This is a genomic window from Kitasatospora sp. NPDC093806 (genome assembly GCF_040683335.1).
In the GTDB taxonomy this organism is placed as follows: Bacteria; Actinomycetota; Actinomycetes; order Streptomycetales; family Streptomycetaceae; genus Kitasatospora.
Genome location: NZ_JBFBDO010000027.1, coordinates 21,381 through 45,386, shown reverse-complemented (window position 1 = coordinate 45,386; position 24,006 = coordinate 21,381). Strand labels below are relative to the sequence as shown.

Below are 24,006 nucleotides of genomic sequence, written 5' to 3'. Positions count from 1 at the left end.
AGCTGTCGGTAGTGGCTGGTTGGCGCCTGGTGGACGGGGCGACCGGAAATGTAATGTCCACGCCATGTTGATCGCTCGCCGGGTCGCCCTCGCCGCGACCCTCATCGGCGCACTGGCCTCCTCCCTCTTCCTGCCCGCCACCGCGAACGCCCAAGCGGGCAGGCCGTCCTGCCGGACCGTCGACTCCGCGCCGCTCGACCGGGAACAGGCGCGGACCGCCGACCCGCGGACCGCCGCCCTCACCGAACGGGCGGGCTTCGGCGACTTCGTCCGGCGCTTCCCCGGCGCGCTCTGCACCGCCCGCACCGCCGCCGAGGCCGAACGGCTGGTCGACGCCTGGGGCGAGGCCCTCTGGCGGGCCGGCGTCGGCCGCGCCCAAGGGCACCGGTCCGGGGGCGGCCAGCTCGGCGGCGGCCGGCCTGGGGGCGGCCTGCCCGGGGGTGATCTGCCCGCCCCCGACGACCGGCCGCTGTACTGGACCAGGGTCGCCATGACCGTCCAACTGTCGCGCTGGCAGCCCGACTTCAGCATCGACGCGGCCGCCCTGCGGCAGCGCTTCGAGGACGCCTCGCGCGGCCTCGCCGACAACGGCTTTACCGGCCGCCCCGGGGTGCGCCGGATCCTCGTCAGCGGCTTCGACCCCTTCGGCCTGGACGCCGAACCGCGCCGCGCCAACCCCTCCGGCTCGGCCGCCCTCCAGCTGAACGGACGCCGGATCACCCTCGCCGACGGCACCCCGGCCGAGATCCGCGCGGTGCTCCTCCCGGTCCGCTACGGCGACTTCGACCGCGGCATCGTCGAGCGCGCGTTCGGCCCCCGGCTCGCGCCCGGCCCGCGCTCCGCCGACCTGATCACCACGATCAGCCAGGGCTACCCCGGGCTGTTCACCCTGGAGGCCTGGGCCGGCCGCGCCCGCTCCGCCGACCCCTACCCGGACAACACCGGCGCGCTCTCCGGCGGCACCCGCGAACACCCCGTCACCGCGCCGGGGATGGGCCCCGGCGCGGAGTTCATCGCCACCAGCCTGCCCACCGGGACGATGACCGCCGTCCAGCAGCCCTACCCCGTCCGGCTGAACACCACCGTCACCGAGATCCCCGCCGGCGCCGACCGGCCGGTCGACCGCGCGGACGGCCCGACCCCGGGCGCGCGCGCCGTCGCGGGCGGCGGCGGAGGCTACCTCTCCAACGAGGTCGCCTACCGGACCAACCGGCTGCGCCTCGAACTCGCCCCGCAGCTGCCCGGCGGCCACCTGCACACCCCGGTCCTCACCGGCCTCCCCGAGCAGCCCGACCAGCTCACCGGCCCGGTCTTCGAGCAGAACGAGGCCGCCATCACCGCCGAGATCCTCGCCGTCCTCCGCAACACCGTCCCGGCCGCCGACGCCGGCCGGGCCGACGAGCACCGCGCCGGATGAGTGCCCGTCGGGCCGCCCGCCGACCGGAGGTTTTGCGGCGGGCGGCCCGGCCGGGCGGACAAACGCCATCGATTTGGTAGCGGGTTCCGTCTGCATGAGCATGGGCGTCCGCTCCGCCGAGCGCGCACGCACCACCAGTTCCACCGGCACCACCAGCAGGACCAGGAAGGCACGTCACCCTCATGCAGACCAGCCCGGCCGCGACCCGGCAGGCACCCCGACCGGCCGCGCCCACCTCACCGGAACGCCGCCGGTTCGGCCTGCCGACCGCGACCGCGCTGGTGATGGGGAACATCATCGGCGGCGGCATCTTCATGATCCCCGCCGCCGTGGCCCCCTTCGGCACGGTCAGCCTGCTCGCCTTCGCCGTGCTGACGGTGGGCGCGATCGCGCTGGCCCTGGTGTTCGGGCAACTCGCCCGCCGCGACCCGCGCACCGGCGGGCCCTACGTCTACGCCCGCGAGGCCTTCGGCGACTTCGCCGGGTTCCTGGCCGCCTGGTCGTACTGGATCACCACCTGGGTCAGCAACGCGGCCCTCGCCGTCGCCGCCGTCGGCTACCTCGACGTGCTGTGGCCGGTCGGCCACTCCGGCGTCCTCACCATCGCCTGCGCGCTCACCGTCCAGTGGCTGCCCGCGCTCGCCAACCTGGCCGGCACCCGCTACGTCGGCGTCGTCCAACTCGTCTCCACCGTCCTCAAGTTCGCCCCGCTGGCGGTGGTGTCGGTGGTCGGCCTCGCCCACTTCGACCCGGCGAACCTCGGCCCCTTCGACGCCGCCGGCGACGGCTGGGCCGGCGGGATGACCGCCGCCGCCGCGATCCTGCTCTTCAGCTACCTGGGCGTGGAGTCCGCCGCGATGAGCGCGGGCGAGGTCCGCGACCCGGAACGCAACGTCGGCCGCGCCAGCGTGCTCGGCACGGCCGGCGCCGCGGTGGTCTACCTGCTGGGCACCCTCGCCGTGTTCGGCACCGTCGCGCACGAGCGGCTCGTCCACTCCACCGCACCGTTCTCGGACGCCGTGAACGCCGTGTTCGGCGGCTCCTGGGGCGGGGCGGCCGTCGCCGTCGCCGCACTCGTGTCGATGACGGGTGCTCTCAACGGCTGGACCCTGCTCTCCGCCCAGGCCCCCTACGCCGCCGCCAAGGACGGCCTCTTCCCCGCCGCCTTCGCCACCACCCGCCGCGGCGTCCCCGTCTTCGGCATCCTGGTCAGCGTCGCGCTGGCCTCCCTGCTCACCGTCCTCAACTTCGCCTCCGGCGCGAAGGCCGCCTTTGACACCCTCGTCCTGGTCACCACCTTCACCGCCACCGTCCCCTACCTCCTCTCCACCGCCGCCCAGCTCTACTGGCTCCTCCGCGGCACCCCCGAGAAGGTCTCCCCGCCCCGCCTCCTCCGCGACGCCACCCTCGGCCTCGGCGCCTTCGCCTTCTCCCTCTGGCTCCTCGCCGGCGCCGGCTACGCCGCCGTCTACCAGGGCGTCCTCTTCCTCTTCGCCGGCATCCTCGTCCACACCTACCTCACCGCCCGCCGCCACGGCCCCGCCGGCCGGAGCGAAGCCCAGAGCACGGGAGCCGACCGTCCCTGAATCCCCGGCCCGGCTCCGCCCGCAAAAGCGCGGAACGCCCCGGTCACGTGCCCGAGTCGGAGCCCGATCCGCCGCCTGACGCGCCGCCGACCGATCGGATCAGCGCCCTGGCTTCGTCCTGAAGGCGCCGGGTGATCGGCCGGTCCTCGAAGCCGTGGGCGGCGAGTTCGGCCGCCAGGCTCTCGAAGTAGGCGGAAGCCGCCAGGACGTGCTCCTCGATGTCGTGAGCGGCTCCCTCCCGGAGTCGCTCACGGGCGGCTTCGGCGGACGCCATCACCCGCGCGATCTGGGTGTACACCTCGTTGCGTGTGGTGTCGGGCAGGCCGGAACGCATCAGCTGGCGCAACAGTCGGTCACCGGCTCCGCCCACCTCGTTCAGCAGACGACGATCGCGGTTGACCAGCAAGGCGACATCGGCGCCCACGAGGACGGCCGCCAGCCCTCCATGGGCCACCACGGAGTTCCGCACGGGAGTGCGGGGGAACGCGGTGAGGTCCACGGACGCGAGGCTGTTGAGCGCCGGGCGGAAGCAGGGGTGAACGTGGAACTCGTCCTCGCTCGGCAGCGGCGGTGCCTGGGTACCACCGGTGTAGACGATGTCATTGCCGCGCCGGACACCCAGGAAGCTGGCCCCGTACAGCACATCGATCACGCCTTGCGTCGTCAGGCTTTCGGTGTAGGCGGGGAACTCCCGGTGCAGCGCGGCTCTGTGGGCTTCGAAGCGCGCCGCCAGAGCCGGCCGCATGACCACGTACCCGGTGTTCTCGAACATGGCAAAGAGCGAGCGGAGGAAGGGGTGGTTGACCAGGTACTCCTTGGCGAGGTCCTGGAGCTTCCACCGGGAGAACAACTGGGTGGCCACGAGCACGTCGTTCTCGGTGATCGTCGGTCCGCCGCGTTCGGCGGCCACGCTCTGGCAGGCATTGAGGAACTGGATCGTGTCCCTCGGTCGCGGCAGGGCACGGTGGAAGAGGTATTCCGCGGTGGGTTCTCCTTCGACGGTAGCGGGGAAGAGCCACCCCCACAGCCGATCGCTGGTCAGGTCGGCCCCGAGGGAAGCCTGGGCGCGTGCGAGCGCGACATCCTTGAGGCCGTCATGCGTCCAGGTGATCCGGATCTCGTCGCTGTGGAACTTGTCTCCGTCGCCGAAGTTCAAGGTGTCGTAGATGTCCGCTCGGATGAAGAGGGTCGCCCTCACCGCGCCGTTGTACTGCCCCGTCACGTGCTTGGCGGCCAGGAGCAGTCCCGTGACCAGCGCATGGCTCTCCGGGTCGACGGTCCATACCTGTTCGAGCTGATCGACGAGAACGAGGAGGGGTGGGTGGCTGCTCAGGCAGTCCAGGTCGTCGAAGGCGGCGGCCACCGCATCCTCGAGGACTCCCAGTTGGTGACTGGCCTTGGCTCCCTCGGAAGCCCCGTTGACGCCGAAGGCGGCCTCCACGCCGAACGCCTTGAGGGAGAGATTGGCCGATTGGAGGCCTCGTGCTCCGCGGCGCAGCCTGTCGTAGAGACCGGATTCGCCGGACTCACCGCTGTCCTTCAGGAAGGAGCGCAGGGCGCGGACCGAGGCGGGGACGCGACGCCCGTGTGCGACGCGTGCGTGGACGGTCAGGTGGCGCGCGGCGTGGACCGCGAAGATGTACCTCCAGATCAAGGCCTTGGCGGTGTCGGCGGTGACACCCTGGAGCTCGAAGCGTCGGATCTCATCGCCGGCGGTGTCGTCCGGGGTGATCAGGATAGAGGCACCCTGGTGGCCGCCCGGGGTCGCCAGTTGGCTGCAGATGGCGCTCTTGCCGGAGCCCTTGCGCCCGATGATCAAGGTCCTCCGCCCGAGGAGCGCTTCCCGGTAGGCGTAGCTCGGTCGGAAGACACCGTCCCTCAGGAGGCCGCCCTCCTTGAGATCGTTCTCGGCGTCGTCACGACCGAAGAACAACTGGCCGACCGGCCCGATGTCCTGACGCACAGCTTCCCCCCGGGAGCGCTTGGGTTGCGGCTGTTGCTCAGATTAGGTCCTCTCCGACTGCGCCGTCCGGATAATGGGACCGCGCGGGTGGATGTGCGGGTGGGACGGAGACCTGGGCTGGTGGGCGAACGGGTATCGGGGGAGCGCATGTACGAAGCAGAGACGACGTTGGAAGGCCTGCGGGAGAAGGTGCAGGACCTCGGCCAGGAGGTCGAGAAGCTGGTCCTCGCCGAGACGCTCGGCGGTGAGGCTATCCAGGAAGGGCTCGGCGGTGTCCGTGCCGACATCGGCCGCCTGGAGGCACAACTGGCCGAATTGTCGGACGCCGTGTCGCAGGCGCAGGACGTGCTGGGCAAGGTGAGCACGAGGGCCGACGACACTCATGCCGTCCTCGCCACCTTCGTGGAACGCTACGGTCGGGATCAGATCGTCGCGAACGCCCAATCCGAACTGTCCCGGCTCACGACGGAGTGGACGGCGAGGTTCGCCCAGCGGCGGCAGGTCCGCGCGCTCGCCCGAGGGCTGGTGCACGGGCTCACCGAGGACGCCGTGTCCCGAGGGGTGCTGGACAAGAGCATCGTCGAGGCGTGCAGTCAGGAGTTGTTGCTCAAGGAATCCTCCTTCTGGCTGGCCCCGGCGCTCGTGGCGGTGGCCGCCGGGTACAGCCGTGACGCGGGCCGCATCGCCCGGGCCCGCAGCCACGCGCTCACCCTCGACCAACCCAAAGCTACCCTCTTCTTCGCCCTCACCTGCTCGCGGCAGAAGCGGCAGGACGAGGCGGCCCGCTGGATGGACCTGTACCTGGCCGGCCTCGATTCCTCCGATCTGGGACAGGAGTTCACGATCGTCCTCGACGCGGTCGCGGGCGCTGAGCTGGGCTTCGAGGCGCTCACCTACGCCCGGCAGGCGATGGCCCGTTGGGACCGTGAGGCGAACGCGCGACACCTCGGACTCTCCGATGAGGAGAGCACCACGGCGCACGTGGTCCGTTGGACCCCCTGGATGGCCGCGAGGGGCGCGGGCGGCCCGCAGCAGTTCGACACCTTGCGTGAGCTCTGCGTGAGTCAGTGGGCGTCGGTGCAACGCGGCTGGGAGGACGCGATGATGGTGAAGGGAACGCTCGACTACCTACGCTACGAGTACTCTGCCGGCCCGCTCGATGTCGGAGTCGGACGCCGGACGGACATCGCCATCCAGCACCTCATCGATCAGTTCGATCCTGACGAGCAGAAGATGCAGGAACAGATGGGGAGGCTCCGGTCGATCATCGAACACCGGGGTGACACGGAGGAAGCGGCTGCCGAATTCGTCGATTCGGCAGCGGGGCGCGGGGTCAACCTTCAGGACGTCCTCGAACGCGCCCTTTTCGAGCCCCAGGTGGTGAACCTCGGGTATTCGGCCAGGCTGCTGAGCATCCAGAGCAGCCTGCCGAGCCTGCGCTCGGCCGTCGTGGCCGTGTCCGAGGAATCCGTAAAGGCGCTCCCCGACCGGCTCGCGCTGGCGGTCGACGACTGGACCTGTTGGTTGCCCGGGGCTCCTATCGCTTCCGATGTGACGGAGCAGCTGATAGCCCACCTCGACGACCACGCGGAGGGTCGCACCGTGGCAGCCGTCAACTCCGTCGAACTGTCGTGGCCGCGCGTCCTGACCTTGGCCGTCATCGGCCTGATCTGTGGCGGGCTGGCCTTGCTGCTCGGCGGTCCGGTGGCGGGCCTGGCTACCGCGGCCTCGGGCGGGCTGGTCGTCACCGCCACCTGGGGGGTGGTCCGAGTGCCCTTCCATCGGCGCCAGTTGCGCGAGGACGGCGACCGCCGTCGGGTCGAGAACGCCCAGCGGTTGGAGAAGGCACTCGACGAGCACACGCTGCTCTTCCAGCAGTGGAATGCCGCGCTGGCCGTGGTCGGTCAGTTCTCCTCGTGGTCTCCGGCCACTGTCGACGTGCCCGAGCCGAATGCGGAGGGTTGAGCATGGTTGAAGGGCTCATCGCTGGCCGGTACCGCCTCGAGCACAAACTGGGAAGCGGAGGCATGGGCGATGTCTGGCTCGCCCACGACCGCCAGCTCGACCGTGCCGTCGCGATCAAGTTCCTGGCCCTCGACCGGCTCCGGCGGTACGGAGACGATCGGGAGGATTCGACCGAGAGGTTCGTCGCCAAGTTCCTCAGGGAGGCGCGGGCACTGGCCCGGATCAACAGCTCTCATGTGGTCACCGTGCACGACCAAGGCGAGGAGGGGGGCCGGTACCACCTCGTCATGGAACGCGTCGAGGGAAGGTCGCTGGCCAAGTACATGGGCGGGGGAACCGCCCTCACCCTGGAACAGGCCGTGCGGTGGAGCGCACAGGTCTGCGAGGGGCTCGCGGACGCGCATGAGGTCGAGGTCGTCCATCGGGACGTCAAGCCGGCCAACATCATGATCACGGAACGCGGTGACGTGAAGCTCGTGGACTTCGGTCTCGCCCGGCTCCTGGACGCCACCGAAACCCAGGGAACCGGCGTCACCTGGCTCTACGCCTCCCATGAACGCTGCAACGGGGAACCGGGCGATCACCGGAGCGACCTGTACTCGCTCGGGTGCGTCCTCTACGAGATGCTCACCGGCCGCCCGCCCTTCGGCAGCGACAGCCTCTCGCCGTACGTCATCGGTGAGATGCACACGAAGGCGAGTCCCGCCGCGCCGGGTGACGTCCGCCCCGGAATCCCGGTCGCGCTCGACGACCTGGTCCTCCATCTTCTGGCGAAGGAACCCGGCAACAGACCGCGCGACGCGTTGACCGTCGCCCGCCTTATCCACCAGGTCAAGTATGCTCCGGCGTCGGTCGGCGCTGGCACGGCTCAACCGGCGATCGTGCCCCATGTGAATCCCGATTACGTGGAACGCATCCGGGAATTGGAACGGCGCCTCAGCAACCTGGAGGCGGTGCACGGCTTCGTGGCACCCGTCGTCCTCGATGCCCGGATGACGCTGGCCGAGCTGACCGGACAGTCGGGCGACGTGCGAGGGGCGGTCTTGCTCTACGGGGATCTCGGCTGGGACTGCCGGGACGCGTTTGGGCCGTACGACACCCGGGTCCTGGACGCCTTCGAGGCCATGACGCGTTGGATCTCCGGTTCGAGCTGATGCAGGGTCGGCTACAGGTCCGTGATCCAGGGGTGGTCCGGGTGGACGCGGGTGAGGAGGGTGGCGAGGGTGTGGCGTTGGGGTGGGGTCAGGTGGGGGAGGGTCGTCTCGAAGTCCGAACGGTCTTTGGGGCGGAGGTGTTTGGCCTTGAACAAGAGGACCAGTTCGGGTGTGAGGTAGGGGATGCCGTCCGGGGTGTGGCGGATGATGTCGCGGTAGGGGAGGCGGATCCGTTCGTCGCGGCGGCAGATCCAGGTGTCGCCGTCGTGCGGCTCGCGGAACACGTCGAGCAGGTAGTCGCCGGTGGCCGGGTCGCGGAGCCAGGTCTGGTGGAGGGCGGCCAGTGCCTCCGGTGGGGCGTCCACCCAGATCCGGCCGCTGCCGGCCACGTCGAAGACGTAGCCGGGGAAGTGGCGGCGGAGCTCGGGGAAGCTCGCGGCCGGGATCGCGATCTCGAGGTCGCTGTGGGGGCGGGTCTGCTCGCCGTGGAAGAGGTCCAGCGCCCAGCCCCCGGCCACGCACCAGGGCGCGCTGAGCCCGGTCAGCCGCTGGGCGACCTCGGCCGGGGTCCAGCAGGAGGACCACCTCGCGTCGAGGGCTTCGATCTCGTCGGGTGACAGTTCGACGCCACCGTCGGGCAGTTGCTCGCTCACCGCGGGAATCTATCAGTGGAGGGGGCGGGGGTCGTCGGTGTTCGGTGGTACGGAGAGCGTGTGCTCGATCCAGGCGGCGTCGGTGAGGTACCGGCGGTCGTGGCCCTCGGCGAGGTGCTGGGTGAAGGCCGGGTGCCCGGCCGCGGCCTGCTCGCGCATGAACGCCACCAGCGCCCGCAACCGCTCCGCCGCGACCGGCGGGAGCGCGGCCCGTTCCCGTGCCGAGAGCCCGTAGGCGTCGGCGAACAGGTCGAGCCGGCGCCGGACTTCGGGCGCCGGCAGGACGAGGCCGCCGAGCTCCGGGGCGTCCGGGGCGTGGAGCGGGACGAAGCGGTACGCGGTGTAGGCGGCGTCCCAGACGCGCGGTCCGGGGTGGGCGGCGTCGAAGTCGATGAACGCGACCGGGAGCCCGTCGCGGAACACGGTGTTGTACGGCGCCGCGTCGCCGTGGCAGACCACCTCCGCCGGCTCGCGCGGCGGCAGCAGCCACACGTCATCGGGCTGGTGGACGAAGCCGGCCGTCGCGTCGTGCAGCCGACGCAGCAGCCGGGCCACCGCGACGAGCGCGGCGTCGTCGCGGACCTGCGGTGCGGCCGGGGCGTGGCCGACCTCGCCGGGCAGGTACGCGACCAGCTCCTCCGCGCCGTCGGCGGTCAGCCCGAGCGGCTTCGGCGCCCCGTCGAACCCGGCCTCGGCGAGCCGGGCGAGCAGCCGCTGCACTGTGCCGCTCCACACCCCGGCGGGCCGCCGCACCACGCCACCCTCCCGGACCACCCGGTTGACCCCGCCGACGAGTACTTCCCGATCCTGGTCCGCCATCCGGGCAGCCTACTGAGGCGGTAGCGGCCTCTCAAGATCACAGGGGGCCTTGCTGGTTGCCGCCACCACAGTGCGAGCGCGGTCGGCCTTGGTGGGGCAGAACGCCGATGCTGTCGGCAGGTCAGATCAGATGTCCGAAGCCCGACTTGTTCGCCAGGAGTCTGCCGAATAGAGCGGGCATGTCTTCGGCGACGGTCCGGGCCCGGTCCAGCAGTCGATCGTGACCGGGTGGGTAGAGGCCCGAGTCCAGCGGGAAGACGGTCTGGAGGCGTTGGCGCAGCTCGTCGTCCTGGCAGTGGACGAATGTGTCGGCCGCCGATGCCCACAGGCTAGGCCAGAGGTCGCTGACCTCGTCACTGCTACGCCAGCGCGGCTGCTGTGCGTCCTGTTGCAGCAGAGTGCGGGCCTGTTCGCCGGTGAACGTGCCGTTGCGGGCGGCGGCGATGATCTCGTCACGTCTGGTGGTGGAGCGCCACACGCTGACCCAGTAGGCGGCCGCGCAGGAGTTGGTACGGCTCTGCCAGCCGCCGGTCTTGGACTGGGCGATGAGGAAGGTCAGGACCGGTCGGCGCCCGAGCGCCGCGACAAGAGGGAAGACCAGTTGACTGGTGAGGTTGTCGTCCAAGGCAAGGAGCGGCAGCACGTCGTCGGCTATACGGAGGGTCAGGGCCGGGGCGGCCGCCAGCGTTTCACCCACGCGCAGACGAGTGACTTCGAGGCGCCCGTAGCGTTCCTGCGTGGTGGTGGTGGTGGTGGCGGCGGCGGTGGTGGACGGAAGCGGCGGCTGGGGCTGGCCAGGTAGGATTCGGCACAGAAGATCGTCGAGCGACCGTTGCAGCAGGCTCGTGTCCAACAGTTGCTCCTTCTCGCAGGCCCGTACTTCTGCTCCTGAGCGTATGCCGTCGGCCACGGGTGCTGCGGCGATACGGAGTTGACGTTGGCTTGGCTTGGCTGCCATTTGGGGTAGAGGGCGGCGAGGGTGGTGCCTGTTTGGTGTGAGTCACGGCATTCCGGCTTCCGTCTGCGGGGTGCTGGCAGGCCGCTGGCAGCTGCGGCCGGCGACAAGGCCCTGCGATCGTTCACACGGATGAACCCCGCTGAGGCATCCGGCGATGATGGAAGGAAGACCTCGAGTGCGGCTGGGGTTGCGTCACAGCCAGGTGCCGTCGCGCATGATGACGCGTCCGGAGAGTTCAGGCTCGCCGTGCCAGGCGCGTACGGTCTTCGGTGTCACGCGGATGTACAGGTACGGCCGGTCCTCCGTGCGGGGGTCCCAGCCGCTGAACCTGTCGGCGAACGCCTGGGCGGCCTCTGCGGGCACCTCCTGGGCCGGGAAGCCCTCGGCCTCGCCCTGGAGGGCCACCACGTTGAAGGTGTCCGGCAGCGCCAGCTGTACGCGCGGTTCCGCCTGGATGTTGCGGGCGGTCGCCGATGTCGCGCTGGTGCACATCCACACCGCTTGCCCGTCCCAGCGGAACCAGAGGGGGACCTGGTGCGGCCCGTGCTCGGGGTGGGACGTCGACACCCAGATGTCCCGCTCGGTGGTGAGCCGTTCCAGGGTGTCGCGTACGCGCTCCGCCGTCTGGCGCTTGGTGCTATTCGTGATCATGGTCGGTGATGCTAGTCACCGGATTCCGGGTGCGCATGGGGCGCGCGACCTACGTCCAACGGCCGACGGGTCGCTCAGCCCCCGCCGGGAGACCGGCGGGGACGGAGGGTAGGAAGGCGAGGTGGAATATGCAGACCGGTCTACTGAAAGTGCGCGCTGGGGTGCGGTTTTATGTCGACCGGTCTACTGATTTGGGGTCAAATATGCAGACCGGTCTACTTATTTGGCGTCGAATATGCAGACCGGTCTACAGATTTGCTGTCCCGGATTCGCACGGCGGTTCGGGACGGGCCGAGGCGGTGGGCGGCTGCGATGGCCAGGCCGGCGGCGAAGGCGAGGACGTGGCCTACGGCGGAGACCTCGCCGTCGCCGAGGCCGGACAGCAGGTCGGGGGCGGCGACGGCCAGCATCAGCAGCCACACCGCCCGCGACCAGACCGGGCGGGCCCGGGCGACCGCCACCGTCAGCGCGGCGACCACGACGTAGGACGGGCCGGTGTCCAGGACGTGCGCCTCGGTGGCCGGCAGGGAGCCGTGCTCGATGCGCCACCACACCAGCGCCTCCGTCAGCGCGGTCGCGGTCACATGGGCGAGGGCGAGCGACGCCACGGCGCGGCGGGCGCCGAGTGCCGACACCACCGCGAACACGGACAGCGCGAAGAACGGCCACACCCACACCGTGCTCTGCGGCACGAACGCGGACACCGCCAACGACTCGACCGGGTGGCCCGAGGGCCAGGGGTGCAGGTTGTCGAGGTTGGTCGACGCCCACTCCCGCAGCGCCAGCACCCGTTCGGGCGGCAGCAGCCGCAGGACCGGCCACATCGCGGCGAGTACGGCCACGTACCAGAACGCCGGGTTGCGCAGCAGGCGTGGCAGCGGCGGAAATGGTGGCAGCGGTGGAAGTGATGACAGCAACTGTCGCAGCGGAGGCGGAGTCGGCCGGCGCATCCCGGCCACTACCGGGCGCGGCGCCGGGGCCGCGGGCCGCCGGCGAGCGCCGCGCCCGCGGCGACCGCCACGACACCCGCGGCCATCAGCCCGTGCCGCGAGCGCCAGGACAGCACCGACCAGCGCGAGTTCGCGGACAGCAGCGACCCGAGGCTCAGCCACGACCCGGCGGACAGCACGGACATCGCCGAACCGGCCGAGCCGATCGACAGCACGCTGCCGACCGACCCCACCGAGAGCACCGAGCCGACCGACCCGATCGACAGCACCGAGGCCACCGAGCCGACCGAGAGCGTCGCGCCCCTGGACCACGGGGCCCAGGCGGACGGGACCGACGACGAGGTCGAGGAGGAGGGTCGCGGGGACGAAGACCGCGAGGAGGCGGGCCGCGAGGCGGAGGACAGGGAGGACGAGGAAACAGTGGGTTCCGACACGCGCCGATCGTATGCCGCCGGCTGCGCCCCGTCAGCCGCACCCTGTCCCTCGCCGCGCGCGGCCGGAGGACCGGAGGACGGGGAGAGGGAACCTGAGGGCCGGGGGAGGAGGGTTCCCGTCATACCCGCAGGGTGCCGTCCAGGATGGTGACGGCCCGGCCGGTGAGGTGGACGCGGTCGCCGTGGAGGGCGGTGGCCACCAGGCCGCCGCGGGCGGACACCTGGTGTCCGGTCAGCCGGTCGCGGCCGAGGCGCGCCGACCAGTACGGGGCGAGCGCGGTGTGGGCGCTGCCGGTGACCGGGTCCTCGGGGATGCCCCGGGCGGGCGCGAAGAAGCGGGAGACGAAGTCGTACGCCCCGGTCACCCCAGTCGGCCCGGTCGCCCCGGTCACCCCCATGGGCGCGTCGGCGCCGGGGCCGCCGGGGGCGGTCACGATGACGCCGCGGATCCCTTCGCGTACCGTCAGGGCCGCCAGCGCGTCCGGGTCGGGGGTCACGCCGCGCACCGCGACTTCGTCGGGCAGCACCACCAGCAGGTCGCGGAGCGCGCCCGTGCGCAAGGTCGCGTCGGGGGTGACGCCGAGGGCTTCCGCGAGCCCGGCCGGGGCGGGGGCGGCGGTGGCGGGCGCGGCCGGGAAGTCCAGGGTGACGGAACCGTCCGCGTCGGTGTGGGCGGTGAGCAGGCCGTGCTTGCGGCTGCGGAACCGGACCGCGCCCAGCACCCCGTGCTCGGTGCGCAGCACGTGCGCGGTGGCCAGGGTGGCGTGGCCGCACAGTTCCGCCTCCAGGACCGGGGTGAACCAGCGGATGGCCCAGTCGGCGGAGGGAGCGGAGGGAGCGGAGGGCGGGGAGGAAGCGGAGGGAACGGAGGGAGGGGACCCGGTCAGGGGCAGGGCGAAGGCCGTCTCCGGGTGGTTGACCTCGGCGGCGATCCGTCGCATCCGGTCGTCGTCCGGCCAGGCCCCGGCGGGCAGCAGGCAGACTCCCGCCGGATTGCCGGTGAACGGGCGGTCGGTGAAGGCGTTGACGATGTGAAGGCGCACGTCAGGACGGTAACGAGCGGAGCGTCCGCCCCGCCAAGGCCAATTCGGAGAAGGTGGACTGAAGTTCGACGGTCCGTTCGCTCCCGGAGCGGGGGACCCCTGGGGTAGGGTCTGCCGACCGGTTCCCGGCCCGGGGAAGAAGGAGCGACCATGCGCAGGATCCTGATCGTCGGCGCCGGACAGTCCGGCCTCCAACTGGCCCTCGGGCTGCAGTCGCACGGCTACGACGTGACGGTGGTGACCAACCGCACCGCGGAGCGGATCCGGGGTGGGCGGGTGCTGTCCTCGCAGTGCATGTTCGACACCGCGCTCGGCCACGAACGCGCGCTGGGGCTGGACTTCTGGGTGGACGAGACGCCGCGGATCGAGGCCGTCGGGCTGTCCGTGGCCGGGCCCGAGGGGACGCGGCTGATCGACTTCGTCGGACGGCTGGACGGGTACGCGCAGTCCGTCGACCAGCGGGTCAAGATGGCCGGCTGGCTGGAGACCTTCGAGCGGCGCGGCGGGCGGGTCGAGGTGCGGGAGGCGGACGCCGCCGCGCTGGACGCCCTCGCGCCCGGGTACGACCTGGTCCTGATCGCGGCCGGCAAGGGCGACCTGACCTCGCTGTTCGAGCGCGACGCCGCCCGTTCGCCGTACGACCGGCCGCAGCGGGTGCTCGCCGTCGCCTATGTGCACGGGCTCGGGCCGCGCGCCGACTACGACCGGTCGGCGGTGCACTGCAACGTGGTGCCCGGGGTGGGCGAGTTCTTCGTCATGCCCTGTCTGACCACCTCCGGCCCGTGCGACATCCTCCTCTGGGAGGGGGTCCCCGGCGGCCCGGTGGACGTCTTCGGAGGTCCCACCGGCGGTCCCACCGGTGGCCCCGGCAGCAGCGCCGGCAGCGCCCCTGGTGGCATCGGCCCGGCGGAGCACCTGCGGCTGACGCTCGACCTGATGAAGACCTTCATCCCGTGGGAGTACGACCGCACCCGGGGCGGCGTCGAACTCACCGACGCGGGCGCCACCCTGGCGGGCCGCCTCACCCCGACCGTGCGCCGTCCGATCGCCGAACTCCCCGGCGGCACACCGGTGCTGGGTGTCGCGGACGTCGTCGTCGCCAACGACCCGCTCACCGGCCAGGGTGCCAACAACGCCGCCAAGTGCGCCGCCGGCTACCTGGCCGCGATCCTGGCGCACGGCGACAAGCCCTTCGACCGCGACTTCATGCAGGCCGCCTTCGACGACTACTGGACGGCCACCCGGGCGTCGACCGACTGGAGCAACACCATGGTCGCGCCGCCGCAGGAGCACATCCTGACGCTGCTCGGCGCGGCGGGTGGGAATCCCGCGATCGCCGACCGGTTCGCCAACGGCTTCGACAACCCGGCCGACCTGGACGACTGGTTCCTCGACGCGGACAAGGCCGCTGCCTATCTCGCCTCGTTCGCCGAGCCGTCAGCGAAGTGACGGAGCGTCAGTCGGCGGTGGCGGACGGGGTCGGCCGCAGGTGGTCCAGGAGTCGCCCGTCCGTGGGGTAGGGCTGCTCCGGGGGTAGTAGCTTCCGCGCGGCCTCGAAGTCGCCGTCGCGGACGTGCCCGTGGATCCGTCGCACGAGCGGCGTGACGTCGGTGACGGACACCGTCCACTCGTCCGCGTACCGGCGCGCCGCCTCGCCGGCCAGGCCGAGCTGGAGCGAACGGTGCGGCAGCGGCTGGAGCTTGAGGCCGCGCTCCGGGTCCCACTGGACCCGGGTCGGCGCCCGCCGCAGCGCGCGCTGCCAGGTCGCCCGGTCCGGGTGCAGTCCCCGCTTGTAGTGGGAGAGGCAGGCGTGTTCCAGCGCCCACTCGAAGCCCGCCCGGTCGATCTCCACGGCGAGGACGGTCTCCTGGCCTTCCTTCGTGCCCCAGCCGGACCGGTACATCATCCAGAGGAACGAGGGCTTGATCCAGGTCATCCGGTCGCGCTTCCACTGGGCGGGGAAGCGCCCGTCCCGCGCGGCCGGCAGGCCGATCCCGGGGGAGTAGGCCTGGTAGACGGTCACGGTGGTGTCGGTGTGGACGGCGCGGATCCGGTACCCGGGCTCGGGCTCGGGCGCGTTCCGGGTGGGGGCCTTCGGGGCTGGGATGTTCGGGGTGGGGGCGTTCGGTGTTGCCATGCCGCTCAGGGTGGTCGGGTTCGCGCCCCGTGGCCAGCGAATTTCCGGGGTCGTGGCGATCCCGGTGGCGGTCCCGGCGGCGGTGCGTGCGTGGGCCGGGGCCTTGTCGGCGCGGACAGTTTCCGACCGCCGCAGGCTGTGCCGGGCGCCATGGCCGGCGCCGGCGGACGGCTGGCAGGGTGGGCCGTGCTCCCGGGGGGTGTGGGACCGCCCGGGAGCCCTCGGGGGCCGTCGCGCCGTTCGCTGCCGGAACGGGGGCGGCCCCTGGGGGCAGGTTCCACCGCCGGTCGCGCCGGTCGCGCCGGTCGGGAAAGGAAGGGAAGGGGTTCAGGGGCGTTCGTAGACGGAGACGTGGTAGGCGCTGGAATCGGTGAACGGCTCGCCGCTCCATGAGCCATGACGATCAGTCAGGTGCAGACCGACTGCGGTGGCCAGCTCGTCGAGCTCGTCGACCGACAGGTAGTGGAAGCGGACGTCGAGGTGGTGCGTCCGGCCGGCCTCGCGGACCAGGTAGTGGGAGTGGTAGGTCCGGGTGGCCGGGTCCACCGAGCGGTGGCAGAGCACGCGGAGGCCGGGGCGGTCGACGACGGTCTCGGGCACCTCGGACGCGGCCGCGGCGACGAGCGCCTCGGGCACGTGCGCGTCCACGACGAACACCCCACCGGGCCGGAGGCGTTCGGCGACGGCGGCGAAGCAGCGTTGCTGGGCCGACCGGTCGGGGAGTTCGAGGAAGGTGCCGCCGACGCAGTACACCAAGGTGTACGTGCCGGGTGCCGGGACTTCGGTGAAGTCGCCCAGGGTGACGGAGACCCGGGCACCGCCGGGCTTCTCACGGAGCCGCCGGGCCATCGCGGCGGACGCCTCGACGCCGTGGACGATGAACCCGTGGGCGGCCAGCGGGACGGCGATCCGACCGGTGCCGACGCCTAGTTCGAGGACCGGTCCGGTGTCGGCGAGCCCGGCGAGCAGCTGCACCGTCGCGCCGGTGACGCCCGGTTTGGCGAACCAGCGGTCATAGTCGGCCGCGTACCGGTCGGCGTAGCCGTTGCCTGCGGGGGGACGGAAGGCGCGGGGCGTGGACATCGTCGAGGTCTCCTCGGTCCGACGGCAGCGGACGTTCATGCGGGACGGCAGCGGACGGTATCGGACGACAGCAGGTGGAAGGGGAGGCGGGCGGCGCGGTCAGCCGAACGGGTGCGGGCCGCGTCCGGTCGCCGGACCGTGGGCGTCGTACGGACCGGTCGGCAGCGGGCGGGCCCCGGGGGCGACCACCCTGACGACGCTCAGGCCCAGCTCCCGGGCCGGTCCGTGGGTGGTGTCCATGAGGACGGGCTCCCGGCCGGTGTGGGCGGCCAGCGCGTCGAGGCCGCTGCGCACCACCATCGGTGAAGAGGCAGGGGGCGTGGCGGGGGACGTCGCCGACGGCGGGTCGGTCCAGCGGCCCAGGCTGTCCTGCCGGTGGTAGGCCCAGAGGGCGTGCTGGACGGCCGAGCGCGGCGCGCTGCGCCCGTGCCAGCGGGCCCAGGTCTCCCGGCCCACGGTCGAGTGGATGCTCCACCGCACCATCAGCGCCTCGTAGGCGGCCTTCTCGACCAGCGGGGCGAGGTCGCCGTCGTCCGGTCCGCACCGGGCGCCGAAGGTCTGCCGGGTGCGGTCGGGGGCGTGCAGGCAGACGACCACGCACCGGGCCCCGGCCGGCGCGGGGACGTCGAGGAGGGTGGCGGCCGCGCCCAGCCCGGCGAGCAGGTCGGCCAGTGGCGCGGGTAGCAGTTCGGCCGGTGCGGTGGGCGGCAGGGGCACCGGTCGCGGGGCGAGCCCGTACCAGCTCCGGCGGACCAAGTCGCGTTCGAGGACCTCCCAGGCGGCGTGCTCCACCGCGGACCGGAGGTCGGTGTGCGCGGCGACGCCGGTCGACCCGGCTCCGGGGCCGGGCACGCAGCCGGCCGGGGCCCGGTGGTGCAGGAAGGCGACGCCGGCGGGGACGTGCACCGGCGTGCCGTCCGGGACCGTCCGGCCGAGGACCCAGAGCCGCCGGGCCGCCCGGGCGGCGGCCGCCGCACCACCCGCAGACTCGGCCCTCCCGCCGGCCGGCCCGGCCCCGCCGTTCGTCCACTCGGCCGGGTCCAGGGCCGGGACGCCGCGTCGGCGCAGCTCCTCGTGGCTCGCCAGGACGCCGGTTCCGGCGGCCGCCGCGGCCTCGGCGGCGCGGCCCGCGAGGATGTTGCCGACGCGTTCGAACAGTTCGCCGCGCGCACCGGCGACGACGGCGTCCCGGCGGTGCCCGGCCGCGCTGCCGATGACGACCGGCTGGTCACCCGCCGCGCACACCGGGTCGAACTGCGGTGACCGGGCGGCGATCCGGGCGAACACGACCTCCGGCCAGTCGGAGAAGGGGACGAAGACCTGCGGCTCCCAGGCGGTCGGGCCCATCGGCCGCGTGCTCGGCGGTCGGGGGTCCTGCGCCCGGGGGTCCTGCGCTCGGGAGTCCTGTGCCCGGGGGTCCTGCGGCTGGGGACCCTGCGGACGCGCGCCCTGCGGTCGGGGGGTCTGCGGTCGCGGGCCCTGCGGCCGGGAGTCCTGCGGCCGGGGGCCCATCAGCCGCGCGCCCGGATGACGGCGGCCGCGTCCGCCAGGACGGCCGCCCCGCGTTCGGTGAGCGCGTCCCGGTGGCGGGTCAGCGTGGACACGCCCTCGACGGCGGAGCGGACCAGTTCACCGTGGCGCGCCCGGATGGCGGCGGCCTCGTCCACGGTCGGCCCGTCCAGGACGGTCTCGGACCCCGCCGCCGAGCGCCCACCCGCAGACCACCCGCCCGCAGATCGCCCGCCCGCAGATCGCCCGCTCCCCGAACGCCCGATGACCGCCCGCCCGGTCGCCCCGCGCCCGGTCACCGGGCGCAGATCGAGCAGGCGCTCGTACAGCAGGACGCTCCGGGCCAACACGACCACCTGCTGGAACAGCCCCGACAGCGGCCGGGGGTCGATCCGCAGCGGGGTGCTGACGAGCCGGGCGTCGCCCTGTGCGGGCCGCAGGAACGGTTCCGCCGTCACCGACGCCGCGTTGCAGCGGGTGTGGGTGCCCTCATGGACCAGCGCCTCGGCCAGCCGTACCGGGCCGGGCAGGCCGTCGGGGCCGGGGGCGAGCCGGTCCCGGCGGACGAAGACGGCGCCGTGCACGGCGAAGTCGGTGAAGCCGTCGATCGCGGGGCCTTCCAGCAGGGCGATCTGGGCGAGGACGGTGCCCAGCTCCCGGTGCGCCTCGGGCCACGCGACGGCGAGCAGGGCGGCGGCCTCGCCGAGCGCCCCGGCCTCGCGCTCCCGCCAGCGGACCACGACGGAGCCCGGTGTCGCCGGCAGGCCGTCGTCCGGGACGGGGCCCCGGTCGCCCACGGCCGGTCGCCCGTCGTCGGGTTGCCCGTGGCCGGGTCGCCCGTGGTCGGGTTGCCGCCGCGGGGGCGGGAGGGCGCGCAGGGCGCGGGCCACGCTGCGCTCCAGGTGCGGACGGGGGACGGCCAGGTCCACGGGCCAGTCGACGGCACCGGGCGGCACGTCCGCCCCCGCGGCCCTCGCCGGGTCCGCCACGTACTCCGAGTCCCCGGCCGCGTCCTCCGCGTTCTCGGCCCGCAGCTGCGCCAGGCGGAGCCCCAGCCGTTCCGCCGGGCTCTGCTCCATCGGGCTCTGCTCCGTCGGGCGCTGATCCGCCGGGTCCGCGCGCAGCAGCCGCTGCGCGATGTGGGCGAGTTCGACGACGGCGGGGTGCGCGGCCTCGGCCGGTGTCACGGTCAGCCCGGCGCGGGCCAGGGCGGACCGCGTCGTGCGGGCGAGGACGGTTCGTTCGGCGGCACTCTGTGCCGCGTCGGGTGCGACCCGCACGGTGCATGACCTCCCGGAAGCCGAGGAGCCGACGGTGGACGCACAACACGGTAGGAACGGCGGCCGGGACGCCACAAGAAGTAATCGAGCCAGCACACTGCGCTCATCCCTTCACATTCGTGCCGGTCCGTCGGGCCGTCGGGCCGTGTCCGGCAGGTCGCGTGGTCGGGCGGCCGGGCGGCGGCACATGCCGTGGGCAAGGCAACCACGGTCCGAAAGCCGAACCTTGACGATGCGTCATCACCAGGCATCGATGGACCGCAGCCGGACTGCGGCCGGACCGCAGCCGGACTGCGGCCGGACCGCAGCCGGATCGCATCCGGATCGTCGGCCCGCGCGGCGGCGGCATCGGACGCCCCGACGCCTCGCCACCCCACGGGTCCCGGGGCGCCGACGGGCGCCGGCGGCCACCGACGGACCGTCGGCCACCGGAGGCGGTTTACCTCCCCGGCCCGGTGTGCCAGGCTGGAGGTGTGCGTGGGTGAGCCACGGCCGACGGCCGGAGACCCGACACTTCCGACCGGCCGCCATCAGGATGATGTGCGCCCGAGGCCGTGGAGGAGTCCGGCCCCGCACCACGCACCACCGTGACTGTCGCGCGGGGTCACCGGCGAGGTGAGTGGCGTGAGCCTGATTCAGATCGAAGGCTCCTCGGAGGTCCTGCGCGCGGTGCAGGAGATCCCGGAGCTACATGTCGTGAAGTCCAGTGTGGAGACCGGCGCCGACGGCCGGTACCGGGTCGCGGCGTACGCGTCCGACCAGGCCGTGGAGGCGGCGATCGCGCAGGGCGCCAACGTGTACGTGGTGCTCTCCACCGAGGAGGCCTCCCAGCGCCACGAGCGCGTCGCGGCCCAGATCCGGAGCGGTGCCGCCCCGGACGAGGAGGTGTGAGCCATGCCCCCGCCCTACGTCACCGTGACCGTGCCGCAGAGCCCCGATCAGATCGAGGCGGCGCTCGTCGACCTCGCGCTCACCTTCCCCTCGCTGTGCACGCGGATCGCGTTCCCGAACCGCAGCGTCGAGGACCGGCCGATCCACTTCATCCGGATCGCGGACGGGTCTGCGGGCGGGCCGTCGGGCAGGCCGTCGGACGGGCCGCCGGGTGAGTCGCCGGACGGCCGCCCGGTGGTGGTGCTGACCGGTGGCGTCCACGCGCGCGAGTCCGCGCCGCCGGACGCGCTGGTCCACTTCGCGCAGAACCTCCTGGTCAGCCGCAGCACCGGCACCGACATCACCTTCCCGGCGATGGTCTGCACACCGCTGCCGACCATGCCGCCGAACGGCGGTCCGCCGGTGCCCGTGTCACCGGTCGAATACCCTCGGTTCACCATCCCGGCCGCCAAGGTCCGGCGCTTCCTGGAACGCGTCGACCTCTACATCGCGCCGCTGATCAACCCCGACGGCCGGCAGTTCGACCAGGACAACCACCCGGTCGGCACGGGCGGCGCGGGCTGGCGCAAGAACCGGCGGCCCGACCCGGATCCGGCGCGGATCGGCGTGGACATCAACCGCAACCACGACATCGCCTGGAAGTTCGAGGACTACTACGACATGGCGGTGTACCGGAAGCGCTACAGCTTCGGCCCCGCCTCGACGGATCCCGCCAACGAGACCTACCGCGGCCCCGCCGCGGCCTCCGAGCCGGAGACCGCCAACGTGCAGTGGCTGATCGACGAGGTGCGGGCCGCGTACTTCGTCGACGTCCACCAGTTCGGCCGCAACGTCCTGCTGTCCTGGGGCATCGAGGACAACGGCGACGACCCGGCGATGAACTTCTCCTCCCCGGCCTGGAAGGGCCGCCGGGACGGTCTGCGGCCGGGCAGTCCGCTGGTGCCGCCGGACCGGCCCAACTACCAGGAGTTCGTCACCAACACCGCGCCGCACTTCGTCCGGGACCGGCTCCCGGTCCTGGCCAACGCGATGCGGGACGCCATCCTGCGCAGCGCGGGCGTCGACCCGGCCGCGCCCGTGCCGGTGACGCCGGAGGCGCGGCGCGTCCACTCCACCTATGACGTCGGCCAGAGCGCGGCGCTCTACGACAAGGTGAACGGGGGCCCGGTCACCGGCACCACCGACGACTACGCCTTCCGCCGGCAGTTCGACGACCCGGGCCGGGCGCCGGTCTTCGCGTTCACCATCGAGACCGGCCACCTGGAGGAGGCCGGGTTCCACCCGGACTACGGCCGCCCGCCGGGTCACTACGCCAAGATCGAGCGCGAGGTGCACGCGGCCCTCGCCGAGCTGTGCGAAATGGCGGCGTAGCGCATAGGGATGCAAGGCCATATACAGTTAAAGCCTTCGATTTGCAGGCTTAGGCGGGCTATGGAACTATAATCGCAAAGCATTGCCCAGCCTGGACACCAGAAAGCGAAGGATCATGTCGGACGGCGCGCGCGTCATCGTCGGAGTCAGCGGATCGCTGCACAGCCTCACCGCCCTGCACCGGGCCGCGGACGAGGCCCGCGAGCGGCGCGCCGTCCTGGTGCCGGTGTTCGCCTGGACGCCGGTCGGCGGCGAGTACAACTACCGGCTGCGGCCCTGCCCGCCGCTGCTCCGCGCGTGGCAGGACGCGGCCGAGACGCGCATGCGGCACGCGCTCGACGAGGCGTTCGGCGGCCTCCCGGCCGGCGTGCGGATGGAGCCGCAGGTGGTGCGCGGCGAGGCGGGCCCGGTGCTGACCGCGCTCGCCGACCGGCCCGACGACCTGCTGGTGATCGGCACCGGACGGCAGGACGGCGCCCTGCGGAGCACCGTCCGCCGGCTGTTCCGCGGCGGCTCGGTGAGCCGCTACTGCCTCACCCGCGCCCGCTGCACCGTCCTCGCCGTGCCGCCGTCCACCCTGGAGGCCGACCTGCGCGCCCTGCGCCGCGGCGTCGACATGCGCGAACTCGCCGCCCTCGTCGCGGCCTGACGCCGGACCCCTCGGCCCGCCGGTGCGCTGGTGCGCGCGCCGGACCTGCCGTACCGTCCATCCCCGTGACGGCAGATCAGGGGAGCGCGAACCACGCACGGGCGAACCGGACACGGACGAACCGGGCTCAGGTGGATCAGGCACGGCTGAACCAGGTCTTCCTCCCCGCCACGTACGCCGACGGCGTGCCGTACGGGCTCTTCCGGGAGCTGCGGACGGCGGCCCCGGTGTGCTGGGTCGAGGAGCCGGCGGTGGGGGAGTGGCCGGCCGGGCCCGGGTACTGGGCGGTGCTGCGGCACGCCGACGTCAAGCACGTCCTGCGCACCCCCGAGGTGTTCTCCTCGCACCTCGGCGCGACCCAGATCCGCGACCCGGACTCCACCGCCGACCTGGAGTTCGCCCGCGCCATGATGCTCAACCAGGACCCGCCCGACCACTCCCGGCTGCGCCGCATCGTGGTCGGCGCGTTCACCCCGGGCGCCCTCCGCGAGCTGGCCGCCGACATCGACCGGCACGCGGCGGAGGCCGTCCGCGAGGTCCGCGCGGACGGCGGGGCGGACGTCGTCCGGCTCGTCGCCGACCTCCCGGTGCGGACGCTGGCGCGGATCATGGGCGTGCCCGAACAGGACCGGCGGCTGCTCCAGGACTGGGCGAACCGGGTGATCGGCTACCAGGACGCCGACTACGCCGACTCCAGCACCGTCGACCCGGCCGCCCTCACCGAGCTCGGCCGGGCCGCCCTCGCCCGCCGTCCCACCACCCGGACCGCCCCGGACGGCCGCCCGGTCAACCCGCGCTCGCGCGCCGCTCTCGCCGACATGTTCGCCTACGCGCACGCCCTCGCCGACCGCCCCCGCCCGGGCAGCCTGCTGGCCCGGATGCGCGCGGCGGGCCTGAGCGCCGCCGAGTTCGAGACCATGTTCTTCCTGTTCGCCGTCGCGGGGAACGAGACCGTCCGCAACGCCCTGCCCGGCGGCCTGCACACCCTCCTCCGCCACCCGGACCAGTACCGACTCCTGCGCGAGCGGCCGGAGTTGCTCCCCTCCGCGGTCGAGGAGATGCTCCGCTACTGGCCGCCCGTCCTGGACTTCCGGCGCACCGCCGCCCGGGACGTCGAACTGGGCGGCCGGCGGATCCGCCGCGGTGACAAGGTGGTCGTCTACCACGCCTCCGCCAACCGCGACGAGACCGTCTTCCCCGACCCGGACCGCTTCGACGTCACCCGCACCCCGAACGACCACGTCAGCTTCGGCCACGGCCCCCACTTCTGCCTGGGCGCCCAGCTCGCCCGCCGCCAGATGACCTCGATGCTGCACCACCTCCTCAGCGACCTCCCCACCCTGCGCCTCAGCCCCGGCGGCCCGGCCCCCGCCCGCCTGGTCTCCAACTTCCAGAACGGCCTCAAGGCCCTCCCCGTCCACTGGCACCCGGGCGACTGAGCACGAGAGCACCCCGGCGACCGCCTACGTGCACCCGGGCGATCGCGAACGAGC

General features: G+C 72.9%; 21 protein-coding genes. 9 read left to right on the top strand and 12 right to left on the bottom strand.

Features of this window, described 5'->3' with window-relative positions:
• Window positions 1–64: 64 nt before the first annotated feature.
• Window positions 65–1,417 carry a pyroglutamyl peptidase gene (locus AB0N76_RS16260; RefSeq protein ID WP_363557502.1) on the top strand — a complete coding sequence of 451 codons (1,353 nt, stop codon included), beginning with the start codon at window positions 65–67 and terminating at the stop codon, window positions 1,415–1,417.
• A 182-nt stretch (window positions 1,418–1,599) separates the two neighbouring features.
• Window positions 1,600–3,003: an amino acid permease gene (locus AB0N76_RS16255; protein ID WP_363557500.1), complete on the top strand. Its 1,404-nt coding sequence runs from the start codon at window positions 1,600–1,602 to the stop codon at window positions 3,001–3,003.
• 43 nt (window positions 3,004–3,046) lie between these two features.
• Here the strand turns inward: AB0N76_RS16255 and AB0N76_RS16250 are convergent, their stop codons facing one another.
• Window positions 3,047–4,966 (bottom strand): hypothetical protein, encoded by a 1,920-nt coding sequence (locus AB0N76_RS16250; RefSeq protein ID WP_363557498.1) that lies wholly within the window; start codon window positions 4,964–4,966, stop codon window positions 3,047–3,049.
• A 147-nt stretch (window positions 4,967–5,113) separates the two neighbouring features.
• Between AB0N76_RS16250 and AB0N76_RS16245 the strand changes: the two genes are divergently transcribed.
• Both AB0N76_RS16245 and AB0N76_RS16240 read left to right on the top strand, forming a co-directional pair.
• Window positions 5,114–6,931 carry a hypothetical protein gene (locus tag AB0N76_RS16245; RefSeq protein ID WP_363557496.1) on the top strand — a complete coding sequence of 606 codons (1,818 nt, stop codon included), beginning with the start codon at window positions 5,114–5,116 and terminating at the stop codon, window positions 6,929–6,931.
• A gap of 2 nt (window positions 6,932–6,933) precedes the next feature.
• On the top strand, window positions 6,934–8,085 hold the full coding sequence (locus AB0N76_RS16240) for a serine/threonine-protein kinase (RefSeq protein WP_363557494.1): 1,152 nt from the start codon (window positions 6,934–6,936) through the stop codon (window positions 8,083–8,085).
• An 11-nt stretch (window positions 8,086–8,096) separates the two neighbouring features.
• On the opposite strand, the gene AB0N76_RS16235 is transcribed toward AB0N76_RS16240, so the two are convergent.
• From AB0N76_RS16235 to AB0N76_RS16205, 7 genes are all read right to left on the bottom strand, one after another.
• Window positions 8,097–8,738 carry a hypothetical protein gene (locus AB0N76_RS16235; protein ID WP_363557492.1) on the bottom strand — a complete coding sequence of 214 codons (642 nt, stop codon included), beginning with the start codon at window positions 8,736–8,738 and terminating at the stop codon, window positions 8,097–8,099.
• Window positions 8,739–8,750: 12 nt separating this feature from the next.
• Window positions 8,751–9,557: a phosphotransferase gene (locus AB0N76_RS16230; RefSeq protein ID WP_363557490.1), complete on the bottom strand. Its 807-nt coding sequence runs from the start codon at window positions 9,555–9,557 to the stop codon at window positions 8,751–8,753.
• A gap of 121 nt (window positions 9,558–9,678) precedes the next feature.
• Window positions 9,679–10,410, bottom strand: a complete 732-nt coding sequence (locus tag AB0N76_RS16225) for a hypothetical protein (protein ID WP_363557488.1) — start codon at window positions 10,408–10,410, stop codon at window positions 9,679–9,681.
• Between the two features lie 297 nt (window positions 10,411–10,707).
• Window positions 10,708–11,166, bottom strand: a complete 459-nt coding sequence (locus AB0N76_RS16220; protein WP_363557486.1) for a pyridoxamine 5'-phosphate oxidase family protein — start codon at window positions 11,164–11,166, stop codon at window positions 10,708–10,710.
• 215 nt (window positions 11,167–11,381) lie between these two features.
• On the bottom strand, window positions 11,382–12,083 hold the full coding sequence (locus AB0N76_RS16215) for a rhomboid-like protein (RefSeq protein WP_363557484.1): 702 nt from the start codon (window positions 12,081–12,083) through the stop codon (window positions 11,382–11,384).
• 41 nt (window positions 12,084–12,124) lie between these two features.
• Entirely contained in the window at window positions 12,125–12,394 is a 270-nt protein-coding gene (locus tag AB0N76_RS16210; protein WP_363557482.1) for a hypothetical protein, read from the bottom strand.
• Window positions 12,395–12,669: 275 nt separating this feature from the next.
• Complete coding sequence (locus AB0N76_RS16205; RefSeq protein WP_363557480.1) at window positions 12,670–13,593, bottom strand: PhzF family phenazine biosynthesis protein; 924 nt, start codon at window positions 13,591–13,593, stop codon at window positions 12,670–12,672.
• Between the two features lie 150 nt (window positions 13,594–13,743).
• On the opposite strand from AB0N76_RS16205, the gene AB0N76_RS16200 reads away from it, so the two are divergent.
• Window positions 13,744–15,042, top strand: coding sequence for a styrene monooxygenase/indole monooxygenase family protein (locus AB0N76_RS16200; protein ID WP_363557478.1), 1,299 nt, complete (start codon window positions 13,744–13,746; stop codon window positions 15,040–15,042).
• A 7-nt stretch (window positions 15,043–15,049) separates the two neighbouring features.
• On the opposite strand, the gene AB0N76_RS16195 is transcribed toward AB0N76_RS16200, so the two are convergent.
• The 4 genes from AB0N76_RS16195 to AB0N76_RS16180 form a co-directional block, all read right to left on the bottom strand.
• On the bottom strand, window positions 15,050–15,730 hold the full coding sequence (locus tag AB0N76_RS16195; RefSeq protein WP_363557476.1) for a DUF4291 domain-containing protein: 681 nt from the start codon (window positions 15,728–15,730) through the stop codon (window positions 15,050–15,052).
• 327 nt (window positions 15,731–16,057) lie between these two features.
• Window positions 16,058–16,813, bottom strand: a complete 756-nt coding sequence (locus AB0N76_RS16190) for a class I SAM-dependent methyltransferase (RefSeq protein WP_363557474.1) — start codon at window positions 16,811–16,813, stop codon at window positions 16,058–16,060.
• Window positions 16,814–16,912: 99 nt separating this feature from the next.
• On the bottom strand, window positions 16,913–18,160 hold the full coding sequence (locus AB0N76_RS16185; protein WP_363557472.1) for a YcaO-like family protein: 1,248 nt from the start codon (window positions 18,158–18,160) through the stop codon (window positions 16,913–16,915).
• Between the two features lie 164 nt (window positions 18,161–18,324).
• Window positions 18,325–19,602: an HEXXH motif-containing putative peptide modification protein gene (locus tag AB0N76_RS16180; protein ID WP_363557470.1), complete on the bottom strand. Its 1,278-nt coding sequence runs from the start codon at window positions 19,600–19,602 to the stop codon at window positions 18,325–18,327.
• A 624-nt stretch (window positions 19,603–20,226) separates the two neighbouring features.
• Between AB0N76_RS16180 and AB0N76_RS16175 the strand changes: the two genes are divergently transcribed.
• From AB0N76_RS16175 to AB0N76_RS16160, 4 genes are all read left to right on the top strand, one after another.
• Entirely contained in the window at window positions 20,227–20,493 is a 267-nt protein-coding gene (locus AB0N76_RS16175) for a hypothetical protein (protein WP_363557468.1), read from the top strand.
• 3 nt (window positions 20,494–20,496) lie between these two features.
• The gene (locus AB0N76_RS16170) at window positions 20,497–21,864 is read left to right on the top strand and encodes a M14 family zinc carboxypeptidase (RefSeq protein ID WP_363557466.1); all 1,368 of its coding nucleotides are present in this window, start codon (window positions 20,497–20,499) and stop codon (window positions 21,862–21,864) included.
• A gap of 115 nt (window positions 21,865–21,979) precedes the next feature.
• The gene (locus AB0N76_RS16165) at window positions 21,980–22,513 is read left to right on the top strand and encodes a universal stress protein (protein WP_363557464.1); all 534 of its coding nucleotides are present in this window, start codon (window positions 21,980–21,982) and stop codon (window positions 22,511–22,513) included.
• A 131-nt stretch (window positions 22,514–22,644) separates the two neighbouring features.
• Window positions 22,645–23,952, top strand: a complete 1,308-nt coding sequence (locus AB0N76_RS16160) for a cytochrome P450 (protein WP_363557462.1) — start codon at window positions 22,645–22,647, stop codon at window positions 23,950–23,952.
• The last annotated feature ends 54 nt before the right edge of the window (window positions 23,953–24,006 follow it).

Excerpts from the sequence above, each read along its gene's own strand:
- AB0N76_RS16260 (WP_363557502.1), top strand. The coding sequence starts at position 65 with ATGTTGATCGCTCGCCGGGTCGCCCTCGCCGCGACCCTCATCGGCGCA.
- AB0N76_RS16255 (WP_363557500.1), top strand. The coding sequence starts at position 1,600 with ATGCAGACCAGCCCGGCCGCGACCCGGCAGGCACCCCGACCGGCCGCG.
- AB0N76_RS16245 (WP_363557496.1), top strand. The coding sequence starts at position 5,114 with ATGTACGAAGCAGAGACGACGTTGGAAGGCCTGCGGGAGAAGGTGCAG.
- AB0N76_RS16240 (WP_363557494.1), top strand. The coding sequence starts at position 6,934 with ATGGTTGAAGGGCTCATCGCTGGCCGGTACCGCCTCGAGCACAAACTG.
- AB0N76_RS16230 (WP_363557490.1), bottom strand. The coding sequence starts at position 9,557 with ATGGCGGACCAGGATCGGGAAGTACTCGTCGGCGGGGTCAACCGGGTG.
- AB0N76_RS16220 (WP_363557486.1), bottom strand. The coding sequence starts at position 11,166 with ATGATCACGAATAGCACCAAGCGCCAGACGGCGGAGCGCGTACGCGAC.
- AB0N76_RS16200 (WP_363557478.1), top strand. The coding sequence starts at position 13,744 with ATGCGCAGGATCCTGATCGTCGGCGCCGGACAGTCCGGCCTCCAACTG.
- AB0N76_RS16195 (WP_363557476.1), bottom strand. The coding sequence starts at position 15,730 with ATGGCAACACCGAACGCCCCCACCCCGAACATCCCAGCCCCGAAGGCC.
- AB0N76_RS16190 (WP_363557474.1), bottom strand. The coding sequence starts at position 16,813 with ATGTCCACGCCCCGCGCCTTCCGTCCCCCCGCAGGCAACGGCTACGCC.
- AB0N76_RS16185 (WP_363557472.1), bottom strand. The coding sequence starts at position 18,160 with ATGGGCCCGACCGCCTGGGAGCCGCAGGTCTTCGTCCCCTTCTCCGAC.
- AB0N76_RS16170 (WP_363557466.1), top strand. The coding sequence starts at position 20,497 with ATGCCCCCGCCCTACGTCACCGTGACCGTGCCGCAGAGCCCCGATCAG.
- AB0N76_RS16165 (WP_363557464.1), top strand. The coding sequence starts at position 21,980 with ATGTCGGACGGCGCGCGCGTCATCGTCGGAGTCAGCGGATCGCTGCAC.